We start from the raw sequence: 15,819 nt of genomic DNA on the forward strand, positions 1-15,819 counted from the left end.
TTCTTGGAGGACGGTGTGCTGTCAGCCTCTGCTGCAATCAGGCGGCGACGTCGAGGAAACGCGCGTCGGTATAGAGCTTGCGCGGATCGAAGCGGCGCCACAGCCGGCCCTGGGTATCGGAAAACTGCGCGGAAACCCAGGGTCGCGGATCCGGCGCCGCGTCGGCGGGTTCGAAATCTTCGAGTGCGCGCAGGCCGAGCACGCGCGACACCAGCAGTGCGCTGTTGCAGCCGAACTTGGCGTGCGGCAGCAACAGCCGGGCGTCGCCGGTCACTGCGGTCGGCGCATTGCCCTGGAAGGCGGAAAAATCGCTGACCGCGTACAGCACGCCGCGCACGTTGGCGACGCCGCGCAGCCAGCCGGTGGCCAGCGGCACCGGTGTCAGCGCCGGCACCGGCAGGATTTCGCCGGACTCGGCCAGATCGATCAGCCACAGCTCGGCGCCAGACTGCAGGCCGAGCAGTGCCCGCGTGCCGGTGGCGCCGGAGGTGTCCGACAGCTTGCGGGCCAGTTCTTCCTGAAACTCGCGCAGCGAAAGCTTAGCCATCGTTGTTCGCCGCGCCGAGCTGGGTGATGCGACCAAGCAGTTCTTCCAGATTGACCGGCTTGACCATGTAGTCGAGCGCACCCTGGCGCATGCCCCAGATGCGGTCGGTCGGCAGGTCCTTGCTGGTGCACATGATCACCGGGATGTCGCGCGTACTGTCGTCGCGGGTGATCGTGCGGGTGGCCTGGTAACCGTTGATGCCCGGCATCACCACGTCCATCAGGATGAGGTCGGGTTTTTCGGCCTTGGCCTTCTCGATGGCCTGTTCGCCGTTCTCGGCGATGATGACCTCGAAGCCCTTGCGGGTCAGGAAGTCGTTCAGAACATGGCGTTCGGTGGGCGAGTCGTCCACCACCATGATGCGCTTGATCGCCATCGTCGGCTCCGCGTTCGGTGGATACGGTGTAAGGCGTCTCAGTCAGCGCCGTTGCGCGCGTGACGCGACACCGCCTGCAGCAGGCTGTCCTTCGTGAAGGGCTTGGTGAGGTACTCGTCGGAACCGACCATCCGGCCGCGTGCGCGGTCGAACAGGCCGTCGCGTGACGAAAGCATCACGACGGGAGTAGCGGCAAAACGGGGGTTTTTCTTGATGAGCGCGCAGGTCTGGTAACCGTCGAGGCGCGGCATCATGATGTCGCAGAAGATGACCTGGGGGTGGTGGTCGCTGATTTTCGACAGAGCGTCGAAGCCATCCTCGGCGAGGACCACCTGATACCCGGCCTGGACCAGGAAGATTTCGGCACTGCGGCGTATGGTGTTGCTGTCGTCGATCACCATCACCTTGACGCCGGTATTGCCACCCGATTCAGCCAAGATGTTCTCCCCTGTTGTCCGCACACCGCTCTGCCGCAGGACTGCGCGGCGACGGCATCCGGTTGGTCTTCATGAGGCGGATGCACCGGCCCGACAGGTCCGCGACCGATGCGTGTTTCAGATCTGGACCATCTCGAAATCGTCCTTGCGTGCGCTGCACTCAGGACAGGTCCAGTTGGGCGGAACGTCCGCCCAGCGGGTGCCGGGGGGGATACCCTCTTCCGGCAGACCGGCGGCTTCGTCGTAGATGAAGCCGCAGATGAGACACATGTAAGTCTGGAATTCGGCCGTGACAGTGGAACTCATGGCAGGTTGGTTTGTTAGAATCCGGTCGATATTACCGTAATTAACCATCTGTAACGACAATCCGGGCGCGCGCTTTATGGTCAATTCTGATGTGCGGGCGCATCCTCCGCTTGTCATGTGTTTTTCGGCGACCGACCCCACTGGCGGGGCCGGCATGCAGGCCGATCTGATGACGCTGTCGGCCCTTGGCTGTCATCCGCTGACGGTCGTGACGGCTGTCACGGTCCAGGACAGCGCGGGCGTCGAGGAGGTCGTGCCGATGGACGACGACCTGCTGGTCGACCAGGCGCGCGTGCTGCTCGCCGACATGCCGGTCGCGGCGTTCAAGATCGGCGTGATGGGCAGCATCGAGAACATCGCGGCCATCGCCGAAATCATTTCCGACTACCCCGACGTGCCGGTCGTGCTCGATCCGGTGCTGTCGTCCGGCCGCGGCGACGAACTGGCCGACGAGGACATGGTGATCGCGCTGCAGGAACTGCTGCTGCCGCTGACCACCGTGCTGACCCCGAACAGCCTCGAAGCCCGGCGTCTGGCGCAGACCGACGACGAGGACGACGACGGTGACGATTTCGCTGACGAGGACGACGAAAGCGACGACGACGAGGACGAGCAGGACGACGACGCAGGCGCTGCAGCGCCGACGCTGGAGCAGTGCGCGCGTCAGCTCATCGCCGCCGGCTGCGGTCACGTGTTGCTGACTGGCACGCATGAATCGACCACCCGCGTCGCCAACGTGCTGTACGGGCGCAGCGGTGTCGTCCGCCGCGACGAGTGGGATCGCCTGCCCGGCAGCTACCACGGCTCCGGCTGCACGCTGGCGTCTGCGCTCGCCGCCTGGCTGGCGCACGGCCTCGACGTTGGCGAAGCGGCGCACGCTGCGCAGGAGTACACATGGCGCACGCTACAGGCCGGTTTCCGGCCGGGCATGGGCCAGCACCTGCCGGACCGCTTCTTCTTCCTGCGCGAACACAATGCCGCGACCGCCGATCGGGAGTCCGACGATGACGCGTAAGCCGCTGCGCGGCCTGTACGCGGTGACGCCGGAAGCGCTGAGCGGCGCTGCGCTTTACCGTGCCGCCGAGGCCGCCTGCGGCAACGGCGCGGTCGTGCTGCAGTACCGCAACAAATCCACCGACATCGAACGAAGGCGCGCCGACGCCGACGCGCTGCGCGCCATCACCACCGTCTGCGGCGCGCTGTTCGTCATCAACGACGACATCGAACTGGCGAAGGCCTGCGGCGCCGACGGCGTGCACGTCGGTCGCGACGACGGCGGGCCGGCGCAGGCGCGCAAGGCGCTCGGCAGCGACGCGCTGATCGGTGTGTCCTGCTATGACGACCCGGCGCTGGCCCGGGCCGCCGCGCGTGACGGCGCCGATTACGTCGCCTTCGGCTCGATGTATGCCTCAAGCACCAAGCCCGCCGCACCGCCGGCCGCGATTGGCCGTTTCGCCGAAGTGGCCGACCTCGGACTGCCGTGCTGCGCCATCGGCGGCATCACGCTGGCGCGCGCGCCGGAACTGATTGCCGCGGGTGCCGATCTGCTGGCCGTGGTGTCCGACCTGTTCGACGCGCCCGACATCGCGGCGCGCGCCCGCGCCTACGCCAAGCTTTTCTGAAGGAATTCCCCATGAGCACCCGCAACGAACAACTTTTCGAACGCGCCCAGCGCAGCATTCCGGGCGGCGTCAATTCGCCGGTGCGCGCTTTTCGCTCGGTCGGCGGCACGCCGCGCTTCTTCACCCGCGGCCAGGGCAGCCGGCTGTGGGACGCCGACGGCGCGGAATACATCGACTACGTCGGCTCCTGGGGCCCGGCCATCGTCGGCCACGCGCACCCGGACGTGATCCGCGCAGTGCAGGAGGCGGCGGTCGGCGGCCTCTCGTTCGGCGCGCCGACGGAAGCGGAAATCCTGATGGCGGAAACGCTGTGCGCCCGCGTGCCGTCGATCGAGCAGGTGCGCCTGGTCAGCTCCGGCACCGAAGCGACCATGAGCGCCATCCGTCTGGCGCGCGGCTTCACCGGCCGCGACGCCATCGTGAAATTCGAAGGCTGCTACCACGGCCACGCCGACAGCCTGCTGGTGAAAGCCGGCTCCGGCGCGCTCACCTTCGGCAACCCCAGTTCGGGCGGCGTGCCGGACGACTTCGCCAAGCACACGCTGGTGCTCGACTACAACGACGTGCAGCAGCTCGAAGACTGCTTCCGCAACCACGGTGAGCGCATCGCCTGCGTCATCGTCGAGCCGGTGGTCGGCAACATGAACCTCATCATGCCGAGCCGCGAATTCATCGACGCCATGCGCGCGCTGTGCACGAAGCACGGCTCGGTGCTCATCTTCGACGAAGTGATGACCGGCTTCCGCGTCGGCCCGGTCGGCGCCCAGGGCCTGTTCGGCATCACGCCCGACCTCACCACGCTGGGCAAGGTGATCGGCGGCGGCATGCCGGTCGGCGCCTTCGGCGGCCGGCGCGACATCATGTCCGCGATCGCCCCGCTGGGCGCGGTCTATCAGGCCGGCACGCTGTCCGGCAACCCGGTCGCCGTCGCCGCCGGCCTGAAAACGCTGGAACTGATCAACGCCCCCGGCTTCCACGACCGCCTCGCCGCCCGCACCAAGCAATTCTGCGACGGCCTGGTCGCCGCCGCGAAGGACGCCGGCGTCACGTTCTCCGCCCAGTCGGTCGGCGGCATGTTCGGCCTCTACTTCCGCGACGGCTGCCCGGCGAGCTACGCGGAGGTGATGCAGTCCGACCGCGAGCGCTTCAACCGCTTCTTCCACGCCATGCTGGACGCCGGCGTCTACCTCGCGCCATCGGCCTTCGAAGCCGGCTTCGTGTCGGGTGCGCACAGCGAGGACGATGTGGCGCAGACGGTGGAAAAGGCCCGATCGGCGTTTGTACGCGTTGCCGCCTGAGTGTCGCTCGCAAGGGGTTCAACCCCTTGCGCTCAGCGATCTGCGCGCAGTTCCTGAAGGTTCAGCAATGCATCCTGCGTTTTCACCAGAGCGTCGAAGGACGCCCGTTTCCCGGCAAGCGAGAAATCGGAGACGAATTCGCTGAATTCGGCCTTGCCCTGGCCGGTGACCCGCGTTGCGGCGACCTCCTTGCCCGAGCGGTCGGTGATCTGGCAGCTGAGCTCGACCGAGAAGTCGGTCGGCGGCCAGGTGACGATGCTGGACGACTGCGACGTGGTGCGGATCTCCGGTTTGATGATCAATACAACCTCGTACTTGTCCAGAGCCTCCTGATCGCTGGCTGACTTGAGCAGCGTGACGTCGCTGAAGACGTTGCTCAGCACGCGGTAGAAGCCGCCTTCGATGTCGCGATAGGGGTAGTACTTGATCGAATCACCGCCACCGCCGGGCGTGACGACGGGGGCATCCCGTTGCGCCAGCGTCATGTAATAGCCGACGCGTTTGTTGATCTTTCTGTCGTCGGACACGGCCGAAATCTTGTCGGCATCGGGCGTGATCACGATGGGGTGACTGCAGGCCCCCAGAACGAGAGCGAACAGCAGGGCGGTCAGCAGGCGAGTGTGGCCCATGAGGGGGTTCCTTGAACTGGGAAGTGAGGGGGACGAGGATTACTGGAGAGCGGCCAGGAAGGCGCTATCCGCGTAGAGCGTTGCGAGCAGCTTCTGCACCAGACGCGGGTACTCATTGACTGCCTGGGGAATCGCGATGGCGGCCGCGAATGCGGACTCCCACTCGTGATGCACCGATTTCACCTGGTCATAACGGACATCGGTACCCTTCTTCACGACGAATCGCGCTTCGATATCGCCGAAAGCGACGCTGAAGCCGGAGACGTCTACGTCGTTCCGCAGCACCGTTCCAGTGATTTCGACCTCGCTGTCCGGTGAAAGACGGCCGGCCAGCTTCAATTCAGTCCGGATCGCCTCGGCGAGGTAATTGCCGAAGGAGTTCTCGTACGGCGACACGAGCGGAGAGGCCCGCAGGGTGATTGGATAGGGCGCAGCCTTGGTGACCGGCGCGTCGACGCGGCCAACCTTGGCGGAGAATGGAATGGCCTTGAGACGCTGGACGTTCTCGATCGAACCCGTGTAGTGAGGAGCGGGAAAATTGCCGCAGCCTGCACCCAGCAGACCCAGAGCAGAAGCCGACAGCCAAACGCGGACTGAATTCATCATGTCGAAACGGTCATCTATTTGTTGTGATGGCGACGGCAGTCGATGCGTCGCATTCATTTCAAGTATGACATGAGTACCCGGCTCACATAGGCAGGCATGACTTGTGAAACTTTGTGAACCACGAGGACACGCCGGTCCGGCGCCCCGGCATGGATGGGCGCGCTATTGGCTCGCCGCTTGCAGCGCCGACTCGGCTCGCGCCCCGACTTTGACTCGAGACGGGATTGGGCAATGGAGCGGGACAAGACTTACAACGGATGCGTGCCAACTGATTCTGGCGTGTGCGCTCGATCAGGAAGTCGCCGTTGGCGATGGGGGGGCACTCTCCACGAAAACCGTCCCACAGCCAGCACGAGATACGCACTGGTCGCCGCTGCGCCTCGCTTGCGCCATCATGACCGTACCCTCGCAGAAACTCGCCACATGATTCCCAACGTCCTCACCATCGCCGGTACCGACCCGACCGGCGGCGCCGGCATACAGGCCGACCTGAAGACCTTTTCCGCGCTTGGCGCCTACGGCATGAGTGCGATCACCGCGGTGGTGGCGCAGAACACCCGCGGCGTGCGCAGCTTCGTGGCGCTGGAGCCGGATTTCGTCGGCGCGCAGATCGACGCGGTGTTCGACGATGTGCGGGTCGATGCGGTGAAGGTGGGCATGATCGCCAACGCGGCGATCGCCCGCGTGGTGGCGGACCGGCTGCGCCGGCATGCGCGCTGCCCGGTGGTGGTCGATCCGGTCATGGTGGCCAAGAGCGGCGACCATCTGCTGCTGCCGGACGCGGTGGCCGCGCTGCGGGACGAACTGCTGCCGCTGGCCACACTGATCACGCCCAATCTGCCGGAAGCGGCGGTGCTGCTCGATTGCCCGCCGCCGCAGTCGCTGGACGACATGCGCGCCATGCTGGAAGCGCTCCATGCGCTCGGGCCGCAGTGGGTGCTGCTGAAGGGCGGACATCTGCGTGCGCCGCACAGCACCGATCTGCTGGGCGGTCCGGATGGCGTGCTCGAACTGCCGGCGCAGCGCATCAACACCACCCGCGATCACGGCACCGGCTGCACGCTTGCTGCCGCGGCGGCAGCGTTGTTGGCGGAAAACGAAGTGGTGAGCGCGGTGCGCCGGGCGAAGGATTATCTCAATGCGGCGCTGGCCGCAGCCGGTGAGCTGGACGTCGGTGCTGGACGCGGGCCGGTTCATCACTTTCACGCGCTGTGGAAATAACCGGCCGACGCTTCGCCCCGGCGGCAACGCCGTCCCCTCGAATCCTGCAGTCTGAATCTTGAATCAGCCCTACAGCGTGCCGCGCGGCTTGCGCCCCGACTTCGCCGCGAGCGCGTCATACACCGCATTGGGCAGCAGCCGCATCAACTTGGCGACGATGCCCATCTGCCACGGGATGACGGCGTAGCTGCGCGGGCCGTCGATGAAGCGGCCGAAGCGTTCGGCGGCGTCGGCCGCTTCGAGCATGAAGGGCATCGGGTAGGGGTTCTTCTCGGTCATCGGCGTGTCGATGTAGCCGGGGCACAGCGTCTTCACCCGCACGCCGCTGCCGCGCAGTTCGACGCGCAGGCTTTCCAGGTAGCTGATCGCCGCCGCCTTCGATGCGCTGTAGGCGCCGGCACCGGGCAGACCGCGGATGCCGGCGACCGAGGCGACGCCGACCAGCGTGCCCGAGCCGCGCGCCTGCATCGGCTTCACGAAGGGCGCGAAGGTGCGCACCAGCCCCAGCACATTGATGTCGAATACCGCTTCGAAGGCCGGCAGGTCTTCCTGCTCGCCGGTCAGCGTGCCGACCGATACGCCGGCGTTGCCGATGACGATGTCGGGCACGCCGACGCGGGCGATGAAATCTTCGGCCGCGGCGCGCAGCGCGTCGGTGTCGCGCACGTCGGCGGTGTAATGAAGGTGCTGGCCCGGCAGGCTGGCCGTCACCTTTTCGAGCAGCTCAGCGCGGCGCGCGACCAGACCGAGTGTGGCGCCCTGTGCCGCGTAATGGCGCGCCAGCGCCTCGCCGATGCCGGTCGATGCGCCGGTCAAAAAAACAACGGGTGCCGCGCGGGCACCCGTCGTCATCGTCGAAACGTCCGGTTTCACTTCTTGCCGGCAGCAGCGCGCTCGGCGCGGGCGCGCTCGATCAGCGCGTCGAGGTTGGCGAGCATGCCGTCGAAGGTGTTGCCCAGCGCGATGTACTTGCCATCGACCACCAGCGCCGGCACGCCGGTCAGCTGGTAGGCGGCGCTCATCTGCTGCGCACGCTGCACCTTGCCGGACACGGCGAAGGACTTGGCGGTGTCTTCGAACTTCTTGCCGTCGATGCCGTTCTTGCCCATCCAGGTCGCAATGGTGCCGATGTCATTGAAGGCCTGACGTTCGACGTGGATGGCGTCGAACACCTTGCCGTGCATGCGATCCAGCTCGCCCATGGTTTCCAGCGTGTAGTAGGTCTGCGCGCCGGCCACCCACGACTGGCGGAAGATCGCCGGTACGCGCTTGAAGGTGACGTCGGCCGGCAGCTTGGTCAGCCACTTCTTCAGCGTCGGCTCGAGGTCGAAGCAGTGCGGGCAGCCGTACCAGAAGAACTCGATCACTTCGACCTTGTTGCCCGGCTCGGTGGACTGCGCCGGCTTGATTTCACGGTAGTCCTTGTCGGTCAGCGGCGCGGCGGTGGCGGTGCCGATGGACATGAAGCCGGCGACGGCCAGCGCGGCAAGGGCTTTGAATCCGAATTTCATGCTGTCTCCTTATTCTGAATCGACGTCATCGGACAATCGAGGCGTCGATTCCGTTCTGTGCAAGGTCAGCGCGTACGCGCTGCATGTCTTCCGCGTTGGCGAAGGGGCCCAAGCGCACCCGGTACAGCGTGCCCTTGCCGGGCACGGTACCTTTCTGCACCGAAGATTCCAGACCGATCAACGCAAGACGGGCGCGCAGGTTGTCCGCTTCTTCTTCCGACGAGAATGCTCCGGCCTGCAGCAGCAGCGAGGCCGGCGGCTGGGCGGCCGCTGGCTGCTCCGCGGCAGCAGCCGGCTTCGCTTCCGGCGCGGTGGGTGGCGCCGGCGTGTTGCCGGGCAGCGTTTCGTAGAAGTCGAAGCGTGGCTTCGCTGGGGCCTTGTCGCCAGGCTTGCCCGGCAGTGCGGCCGGCTCGGCCGGGGGCTGCGCCGGCGGCGGCGCGCTGCCGCGGACCTGCAGCGGCAGCGAAGAGCCGTTGATGTACCACATGACGCCGGCGCTCAGCACCACACCGAGCACCAGGCCGATGAAGATGCCGACCACGGTGCCGCCGCGGCTCTTGCGTGCAGATGATTTCTTCGCTGGGGCCTTGGCCATTTACATGGTTTCCGGAGCGGACACGCCGAGCAGGGCGAGGCCGTTGGCGATGACCTGCCGGGTGGCCGCTGCCAGTGCGAGGCGGGCTTCGCGCACGGCCAGATCGTCGACCAGCATGCGCGAGGCGTTGTAGAAGGCGTGGAAATCGGACGCCACGTCGCGCAGGTAGAAGGCGACCGAGTGCGGCGCGCGGTCGGCCACCGCCGCAGTGATCACGTCCGGGAATTCGGCCAGGCGCTGTGCCAGCAGCAGTTCCTTCTCGCCGGACAGACTGTCCACCGGCACGCCCTGCAGCAAGGACAGGTCGAGCGCATGGTTGGCGACCGCCTCGCGGATGACCGAACAGATGCGCGCGTGCGCGTACTGGATGTAATAGACCGGGTTGTCGTTCGATTCGGACTTGGCCAGATCGAGGTCGAAATCGAGGTGCTGGTCGCTTTTGCGCAGCACGTAGAAGAAACGGGCGGCGTCGTTGCCGACTTCCGCGCGCAGGTCGCGCAGCGTGACGAAGTCGCCCGAGCGCTTGCCCATGGCCGCCTTTTCGCCACCGCGATAGAGCACGGCGAACTGCACCAGCGCGATCTCCAGCTTGTCCGGATTCTCGCCGAGTGCGGCCAGTGCGCCCTTCACGCGCGGGATGTAACCGTGATGATCGGCGCCCCAGACGTCGATCACCAGATCGAAACCGCGGGCGAATTTCTCGGCGTGATAGGCGATGTCGGACGCGAAATAGGTGTACGCGCCGTTGTCGCGGCGGACCACGCGGTCCTTCTCGTCACCGAAATGGGTGGAGCGGAACCACAATGCGCCGTCCTGTTCGTAGATGTGGCCGGCGTCCTGCAGGCGCTTCACCGCGCGATCGACCGCACCGTTGGTGTGCAGCGACTGCTCCGAGTACCAGACGTCGTAGTGCACGCGGAATTCGCCGAGGTCGTTGCGCTGGTCGGCCAGCATCGCGTCGAGCGCGAAGCGGTGCACCGTCCACCAGTCGTCGCCGAGCGTCTTCTTGGCGGCGGCGATCAGCGCGTCGAGCATGGCGTCGGCGGTGTCGCCCGGTACCGAGGCGTCGGGCAGGTCGGCCGTGTGGCGGTTCAGGCGGGTGCCCTGTTGCACGAACAGTTCGGAGCCGATGTCGCGCACGTAGTCGCCGCGGTAACCGTCGGCCGGGAACTTGACCGCCGTGCCCTGGGTTTCGAGGTAGCGCAGCCATACCGACACGGCCAGGATGTCCATCTGACGGCCAGCGTCGTTCACGTAGAACTCGCGGGTGACCGCATAGCCGGCCGCTTCCAGCAGATTCGACAGCGCCGAGCCGTAGGCTGCGCCGCGGCCGTGGCCGACGTGCAGCGGGCCGGTCGGATTGGCCGACACGAATTCGATCTGCACCTTCCGGCCGGCGCCGCTGTCCGAGCGGCCGTAGCGTTCGCGTTCGGCGAGGATGCGGCCGACGATGGCCTGCTTCACCGAGGCGCTGAAGAAGAAGTTGATGAAGCCGGCACCCGCCACCTCGGCGCGCTCGATCACGGTGGACGGCGGCAGTTCGCGCACGATGCGTTCGGCGATCACGCGCGGGTTCTGCTTCAGCGCCTTGGCCAGCTGCAGTGCGACGTTGCAGGCGAGATCGCCGTGCGCGGCCTGCTTCGGGCGATCGAGAATGATGTCGGGCGCGGCGAGGTCAGGTGCCACGCTGGCGAGCGAGGCATGCAGCAGACGGGTCAGTTCCTGGCGCAGTTCGGGGGTCATGAATGGAACGAGGGCGCGAAGCGCAGAAGCATTTGAAGACCGCGAAGTATAACGCGAGCCCGTGGAGGCCCGCCGCGCGCGGCTTCCGGGGCGGCAGGCCTTCTTGTACAGTGCGCGCTCCCGCGCCGCTGCCGAATTGAGCAACATGACGTTTCACGCCGCCCGTCCGACCCCTGCCGATCCGCTGCCCGCGGTGAAGGGCTGAACCGATGCGCTGGTTGCGACTGCTCAAGATCGTCACCGTCAGCCTGCGTTTCGGGCTCGACCAGATGCTGATCGACGCCGGCAGCAAGCTGCGCTTCGCCGGTCTGCTGCGCGTCACCCGGCTCGGCCGCCGCTTCGACGCGCCGCGGGCGGTCCGTCTGCGCCAGGCGCTGGAGGCGCTCGGCCCGATCTTCGTCAAGTTCGGCCAGATGCTCTCTACGCGGCGTGACCTGCTGCCGCCCGATCTGGCCGACGAGCTGGCCAAGCTGCAGGACCGCGTGCCGCCCTTCCCGTCGGAGCAGGCGATCGCCCGCCTCGAAGCCTTCTACGGCAAGCCGCTGGCGCAGGTTTTCCGCAGCTTCGAAACACAGCCGGTGGCCTCCGCCTCGGTCGCCCAGGTGCACTTCGCGGTGCTGCCGACCGGCGAGGACGTGGCGGTCAAGGTGCTGCGACCGGGCATCGAGCACGTCATCGCCAACGACATCGCGCTGATGGAAACCGCCGCCACGCTGCTCGAACGCGTGTGGTCGGAAGGCCGCCGGCTGAAGGCGCGCGAGGTGGTGGCGGAGTTTTCCAAGCATCTCGGCGACGAGCTGGACCTGATGCGCGAGGCGTCGAACTGTTCGCAGCTGCGCCGCAACTTCCGCGATTCGCCGCTGCTCGCGGTGCCCGAGGTGTACTGGGACTACTGCGGTCCCGGCGCCATGGTGATGCAGCGCATGTACGGCCTGCCGATCTCGCAGGTCCATGCCTTGCGCGCCCAAGGCGTGGACATGGCTGCGCTGTCGCGCGCCGGCGTCGAAATCTTCTTCACCCAGGTGTTCCGCGACGGCTTCTTCCATGCCGACATGCACCCGGGCAACATCTTCGTCGCGCCGGACGGCCAGTACATCGCGCTCGACTTCGGCATCATGGGCACGCTGACCGACGTCGACAAGAACTACCTGGCGCAGAACTTCCTCGCCTTCTTCCAGCGCGACTACAAGCGCGTCGCGCAGGCCCACGTCGACGCCGGCTGGGTGCCGCGCGGTACCCGGGTCGATGAATTCGAAGCGTCGATCCGCGCCGTCTGCGAACCCATCTTCGACAAGCCGCTGAAGGAAATCGAGTTCGGCCGCACGCTGCTGCGCCTGTTCCAGGTGTCGCGCCGCTTCAACGTCGAAATCCAGCCGCAGCTGGTGATGCTGCAGAAGACGCTGCTCAACATCGAAGGCCTGGGCCGGCAGCTCGATCCGGAACTGGATCTGTGGAAGACCGCCAAGCCCTTCCTCGAACGCTGGATGAGCGAACAGATGGGCTGGCGCGCGCTGCGCCGCAAGCTGGTCGAAGAGGCGCCGGGCTGGGCGCTGACCATGCCCGAGCTGCCCCGACTGGCGCACCGCGTGCTGAGTCAGGCCGCTGCGCACGATGCGCTGCATGACCCCATCATCATCGAGCGACGCAGCCGTCGCCAGCTGCGCTGGCTGCGCATACTGAGCGCACTGGTCGCCGTGCTGATCGGCCTCGAAATCTGGCGCATCGCCGCCGGCCTGTAGGGAAAAACGCCCGAAAGGGCGCCCTCAAGTCGGCGCCCCAGCCGTCGTTAGTGATCCTTCATGCCGCGAGATCACAACGATGAAAACGACCACGGTAGATACGCATCACGGCTGCACGGCGTCCCACCGGGAGGACGCGCGATGACGCCGACGCACCCCACACGCCTCGGCGCGCTGGCCGGGTCGATGACCCGCTCGGTACGCGGCGCGGCGATGACCTTTTCGCAGATCGTGTCCGAACGCGTCGGCATGTCGGTGTCGCATGTCGCGCTGGCGGACCGCGAGTCGCTGCAGCGCAGCTTGTGCGCGCTCGACGAGTTCAGCGGCGGCCGCCTGTGCGTGGTCGCGCAGCGCATGCGCACCGCCGACGGCCAGGCGGCCGAAGCGCTGCTGGCGCTGCCGGAGGAGGGCGCGCTGCTCATCGTGCGGCGCATGCTCGGTCTGGCCGACGTCTCCGACGAACTGACCGAACTCGAGCAGGACGCGCTGGCCGAAGCCGGCAGCATCGTCATCGATGCCTGCAGCGGCGGCCTCGCCGGCGCCTTCGGCTGGAAGGTCGAAGCAACGCAACCGCGCGTCGCGCTGTCGTCGCGTGACTGCGGCTTCGGCGTCGACGAATCGCTGCAGAACGCGCTGGTCACCCACCTGCACATCCACCTGTCCGGCCTGCGGGTCGAAGGGCGTGTGGTGCTCGAAATGGTGGCCGACACGGCGCTGCCGGCCGCCTCGCCCTATCCACTTTCGGCCTGATCGAAAAACAGCCGCTTTCCTTTGCCCATCAGCGTTTGCGCGCCGTTATCATTGCGCTCGCGCGGCGTCGTGCCGCGCCGCGCAATGTTCCACCGGGGCGTTCATGCTGATCTGGTTCGTAGTCCTCTATCTGATGGTGTCGGTCGGCATCGGCCTGTACGCGTCGAAGAACGTTCATAACGCGAAGGACTTCGCTGTGGCCGGGCGCAGCCTGCCGCTGCCGGTGGTCACCGCCACCGTGTTCGCCACCTGGTTCGGCGCCGAGGCGGTTTTCGGCGTGTCGGCGCAGTTCGTCACCGAAGGTCTGGGCGGCGTGGTCGCCGACCCCTTCGGCTCGTCGATGTGCCTCATCATCGCCGGCTTCTTCTTCGCCTCGAAGCTGTACAAGCTGAACATCCTGACCGTCGGCGACTACTACCGCATGCGCTACAACCGCACGGTGGAGGCGATCACCTCGATGTGCATCGTCGTGTCCTACCTCGGCTGGGTGGCGGCGCAGATCAAGGCCATGGGCCTCATCTTCTTCATGGTGACCAACGGCGCCGTGAGCCAGGAGGCGGGCATGGTGCTGGGCGCGGTCATCGTGCTCACCTACACCACCTTCGGCGGCATGTTTTCGGTGGCCATTCTCGACTTCGTGCAGATGGCGGTGTCGATGGGCGGCCTGCTCTACATCGCGTACATCATCAGCGGCCTGACCGGCGGCGTGGCGCCGGTGATCGAGCACGCATCGGCGGCCGGCAAGCTCGATTTCTTCCCGCCGGCCGACCCCTGGCTGTGGATCACCTTCATCGGTGCCTGGCTAACCATGATGCTCGGTTCGATTCCGCAGCAGGACGTGTTCCAGCGCGTCACCTCGGCGAAGAGCGCCAAGGTGGCCGTCGGCGGCTCGGTGCTCGGCGCCACCATCTACTTCTGCTTCTGCTTCGTGCCGATGTTCATCGCCTACTCGGCGACGCTGATCGACCCGGCCACCTTCGGTGCGCTGATCGAGGAGGATTCGCAGCGCGTGCTGCCGACGCTGGTGATGCAGCACACGCCGCTGATCGCGCAGATCCTGTTCTTCGGCGCCGTGCTGTCGGCCATCATGAGCTGCTCGTCGGCGACGCTGCTGGCCCCCTCGGTCACCTTCGCGGAGAACATCGTGAAGGGCTTCTACCCGCGCATGAGCGACCGTCAGCTGCTGTTCGTGATGCGCGGCGCCATCGTCGGCTTCGCCAGCGTCGTGCTGCTGGTCGCGCTGAATTCCGAAACCAGCATCTTCGGCATGGTCGAGAACGCCTACAAGGTGACGCTGGCCGGCGCCTTCGTGCCGCTGTTCTTCGGCGCCTTCTGGAAGCGCGCGACCACCCAGGGCGCGCTGGCGGCCATCATCGGCGGGCTGATGTCCTGGCTGCTGATCGAGATCCTGGTCGGTGAAGCGAGTCTGGTACCGCCGCAGCTGATCGGTCTGGCCGTCAGCATGGTCGGCATGGTGGCCGGTTCGCTGCTGCCGCAGTGGGTGGGTCACCGGTTGCCGCACGAACCGGATCACGCGATGCTGCATCACCATGCCGCGTCCGGTACGCATCACGCCGCACCCGGCAGTCACCACACGCCGAACTGATCAGGGCTTCGCGCCCGCCTCGGTCGCTTCCTTGGCGTCCTTTGCGGCTTGCTTCGCTGCCGCCTCGGCTTCGCGGCGGGCGCGTTGCTCTTCGCGCTTCTGCACGCGTTCGTCGATCTTCGCCGCCTTGCGCCGCTGTTCGGCGGCGCGCTCGGCGGCCCGCGCGTCTTCGCGCTTGCGCTTGGCCGCCTGTGCGGCGTCGCGCTCGGCCTGAGCGCGTTCACGCGCCGCGGCCTGGGTCGCCATTTCGGCGTCCTTGTCGGCACGGGCGGCGGCATCCTGCGCCCGCTGCGCCTCCTGTTCACGCGTCTTGACGCTCATTTCGATCGACTTGTCGCGCCGCGCTTCGGCCGCGCGCTGCTTTTCCGCACGGCGCACTTCGGCGGCGCGGGTGCGCATGTCGCGCTCAATGTCGCTGGCCTGGATTTCCAGCTTGCGGGCCTCTCCGAGGCTGCGGCGATAGGCCTCGTCGGTGTCCTCGATGCAGGACGACACCAGCGTGCGCTGCCAGCAGGCGGCATAGCCTTCGTCGCGCGCGATGCGGGCGGCTTCCTGTTGCGTACGCGCCTGCTGTTTCAGCGCAGCGGCCTGGTCGCGCAGCCGTGCGCGCTCCTCCGCGGGGAAGCTGTCCTCCTGCGCAGCGGCGAAGGTGCTCGCGCTCAGGGCGATCAGCGCAGCCATGCTGCGCAGGGCAAAGGTGTTCACGTGCGGTGTCCTCGTTCAGTCCGGGGCGCCTCGGCGGGCGCCCTCGTTGCCGTCCCCTGCGGCGCCGATGGCGGCAGGGGCCCCGATGCTAACCCGCAACCGCGGGTCGGGCACGAGATCGATCAACG

Annotated in this window: 18 protein-coding genes; 7 read left to right on the plus strand and 11 right to left on the minus strand. The window is 66.8% G+C overall.

What is annotated here, in order from left to right:
* Nucleotides 1–37 precede the first annotated feature (37 nt).
* The 4 genes from METFAM1_RS0114675 to METFAM1_RS0114690 form a co-directional block, all read right to left on the minus strand.
* Nucleotides 38–547 (minus strand): chemotaxis protein CheW, encoded by a 510-nt coding sequence (locus tag METFAM1_RS0114675; RefSeq protein ID WP_019916124.1) that lies wholly within the window; start codon nt 545–547, stop codon nt 38–40.
* Nucleotides 540–923: a response regulator gene (locus tag METFAM1_RS0114680; protein ID WP_019916125.1), complete on the minus strand. Its 384-nt coding sequence runs from the start codon at nt 921–923 to the stop codon at nt 540–542. The genes METFAM1_RS0114675 and METFAM1_RS0114680 overlap by 8 nt, the downstream gene beginning before the upstream one ends.
* Before the next feature lie 38 nt (nt 924–961).
* Nucleotides 962–1,360 carry a response regulator gene (locus METFAM1_RS0114685; RefSeq protein ID WP_020166340.1) on the minus strand — a complete coding sequence of 133 codons (399 nt, stop codon included), beginning with the start codon at nt 1,358–1,360 and terminating at the stop codon, nt 962–964.
* 117 nt (nt 1,361–1,477) lie between these two features.
* The gene (locus tag METFAM1_RS0114690) at nt 1,478–1,666 is read right to left on the minus strand and encodes a rubredoxin (RefSeq protein ID WP_019916127.1); all 189 of its coding nucleotides are present in this window, start codon (nt 1,664–1,666) and stop codon (nt 1,478–1,480) included.
* Between the two features lie 76 nt (nt 1,667–1,742).
* Here METFAM1_RS0114690 and thiD (METFAM1_RS0114695) point away from each other — a divergent pair, with 76 nt between their 5' ends.
* From thiD (METFAM1_RS0114695) to hemL, 3 genes are read left to right on the plus strand one after another with little or no spacing between them, the layout of a single operon-like run.
* On the plus strand, nt 1,743–2,681 hold the full coding sequence (gene thiD, locus METFAM1_RS0114695) for a bifunctional hydroxymethylpyrimidine kinase/phosphomethylpyrimidine kinase (RefSeq protein ID WP_408630419.1): 939 nt from the start codon (nt 1,743–1,745) through the stop codon (nt 2,679–2,681).
* Entirely contained in the window at nt 2,671–3,288 is a 618-nt protein-coding gene (gene thiE, locus METFAM1_RS0114700) for a thiamine phosphate synthase (protein ID WP_019916129.1), read from the plus strand. The genes thiD (METFAM1_RS0114695) and thiE overlap by 11 nt, the downstream gene beginning before the upstream one ends.
* Before the next feature lie 11 nt (nt 3,289–3,299).
* On the plus strand, nt 3,300–4,586 hold the full coding sequence (gene hemL / locus METFAM1_RS0114705) for a glutamate-1-semialdehyde 2,1-aminomutase (RefSeq protein WP_019916130.1): 1,287 nt from the start codon (nt 3,300–3,302) through the stop codon (nt 4,584–4,586).
* 32 nt (nt 4,587–4,618) lie between these two features.
* Here the strand turns inward: hemL and METFAM1_RS0114710 are convergent, their stop codons facing one another.
* Together METFAM1_RS0114710 and METFAM1_RS0114715 are read right to left on the minus strand one after the other, a co-directional pair.
* Nucleotides 4,619–5,146: a hypothetical protein gene (locus tag METFAM1_RS0114710; protein WP_232419774.1), complete on the minus strand. Its 528-nt coding sequence runs from the start codon at nt 5,144–5,146 to the stop codon at nt 4,619–4,621.
* A 108-nt stretch (nt 5,147–5,254) separates the two neighbouring features.
* Entirely contained in the window at nt 5,255–5,821 is a 567-nt protein-coding gene (locus METFAM1_RS0114715) for a hypothetical protein (protein WP_019916133.1), read from the minus strand.
* A 423-nt stretch (nt 5,822–6,244) separates the two neighbouring features.
* Here METFAM1_RS0114715 and thiD (METFAM1_RS0114720) point away from each other — a divergent pair, with 423 nt between their 5' ends.
* A complete protein-coding gene (gene thiD, locus METFAM1_RS0114720) occupies nt 6,245–7,042 on the plus strand; it encodes a bifunctional hydroxymethylpyrimidine kinase/phosphomethylpyrimidine kinase (RefSeq protein WP_019916135.1) in 798 nt (265 codons plus the stop codon).
* 69 nt (nt 7,043–7,111) lie between these two features.
* Here thiD (METFAM1_RS0114720) and METFAM1_RS0114725 read toward each other — a convergent pair whose 3' ends face one another.
* The 4 genes from METFAM1_RS0114725 to argS are packed head-to-tail and all read right to left on the minus strand — an operon-like array spanning nt 7,112 to nt 10,891.
* Nucleotides 7,112–7,894 carry an SDR family oxidoreductase gene (locus METFAM1_RS0114725; protein ID WP_019916136.1) on the minus strand — a complete coding sequence of 261 codons (783 nt, stop codon included), beginning with the start codon at nt 7,892–7,894 and terminating at the stop codon, nt 7,112–7,114.
* A 17-nt stretch (nt 7,895–7,911) separates the two neighbouring features.
* The gene (locus METFAM1_RS0114730; protein ID WP_019916137.1) at nt 7,912–8,553 is read right to left on the minus strand and encodes a thiol:disulfide interchange protein DsbA/DsbL; all 642 of its coding nucleotides are present in this window, start codon (nt 8,551–8,553) and stop codon (nt 7,912–7,914) included.
* Nucleotides 8,554–8,578: 25 nt separating this feature from the next.
* The gene (locus METFAM1_RS0114735) at nt 8,579–9,148 is read right to left on the minus strand and encodes an SPOR domain-containing protein (RefSeq protein WP_019916138.1); all 570 of its coding nucleotides are present in this window, start codon (nt 9,146–9,148) and stop codon (nt 8,579–8,581) included.
* Nucleotides 9,149–10,891 carry an arginine--tRNA ligase gene (argS, locus tag METFAM1_RS0114740; RefSeq protein ID WP_019916139.1) on the minus strand — a complete coding sequence of 581 codons (1,743 nt, stop codon included), beginning with the start codon at nt 10,889–10,891 and terminating at the stop codon, nt 9,149–9,151.
* A 209-nt stretch (nt 10,892–11,100) separates the two neighbouring features.
* Between argS and ubiB the strand changes: the two genes are divergently transcribed.
* The 3 genes from ubiB (at nt 11,101) to METFAM1_RS0114755 (ending at nt 14,986) form a co-directional block, all read left to right on the plus strand.
* Nucleotides 11,101–12,630: a ubiquinone biosynthesis regulatory protein kinase UbiB gene (gene ubiB / locus METFAM1_RS0114745; protein ID WP_019916140.1), complete on the plus strand. Its 1,530-nt coding sequence runs from the start codon at nt 11,101–11,103 to the stop codon at nt 12,628–12,630.
* A 141-nt stretch (nt 12,631–12,771) separates the two neighbouring features.
* Complete coding sequence (locus METFAM1_RS0114750) at nt 12,772–13,380, plus strand: hypothetical protein (RefSeq protein WP_019916141.1); 609 nt, start codon at nt 12,772–12,774, stop codon at nt 13,378–13,380.
* Nucleotides 13,381–13,483: 103 nt separating this feature from the next.
* Nucleotides 13,484–14,986, plus strand: coding sequence for a high affinity choline transporter 1 (locus METFAM1_RS0114755; protein WP_019916142.1), 1,503 nt, complete (start codon nt 13,484–13,486; stop codon nt 14,984–14,986).
* On the opposite strand, the gene METFAM1_RS0114760 is transcribed toward METFAM1_RS0114755, so the two are convergent.
* Nucleotides 14,987–15,691, minus strand: coding sequence for a hypothetical protein (locus METFAM1_RS0114760; protein WP_024300730.1), 705 nt, complete (start codon nt 15,689–15,691; stop codon nt 14,987–14,989). It abuts the gene before it with no gap.
* Nucleotides 15,692–15,819: the final 128 nt, after the last annotated feature.

The sequence above is a fragment of the Methyloversatilis discipulorum genome (assembly GCF_000527135.1).
GTDB lineage: Bacteria > Pseudomonadota > Gammaproteobacteria > Burkholderiales > Rhodocyclaceae > Methyloversatilis > Methyloversatilis discipulorum.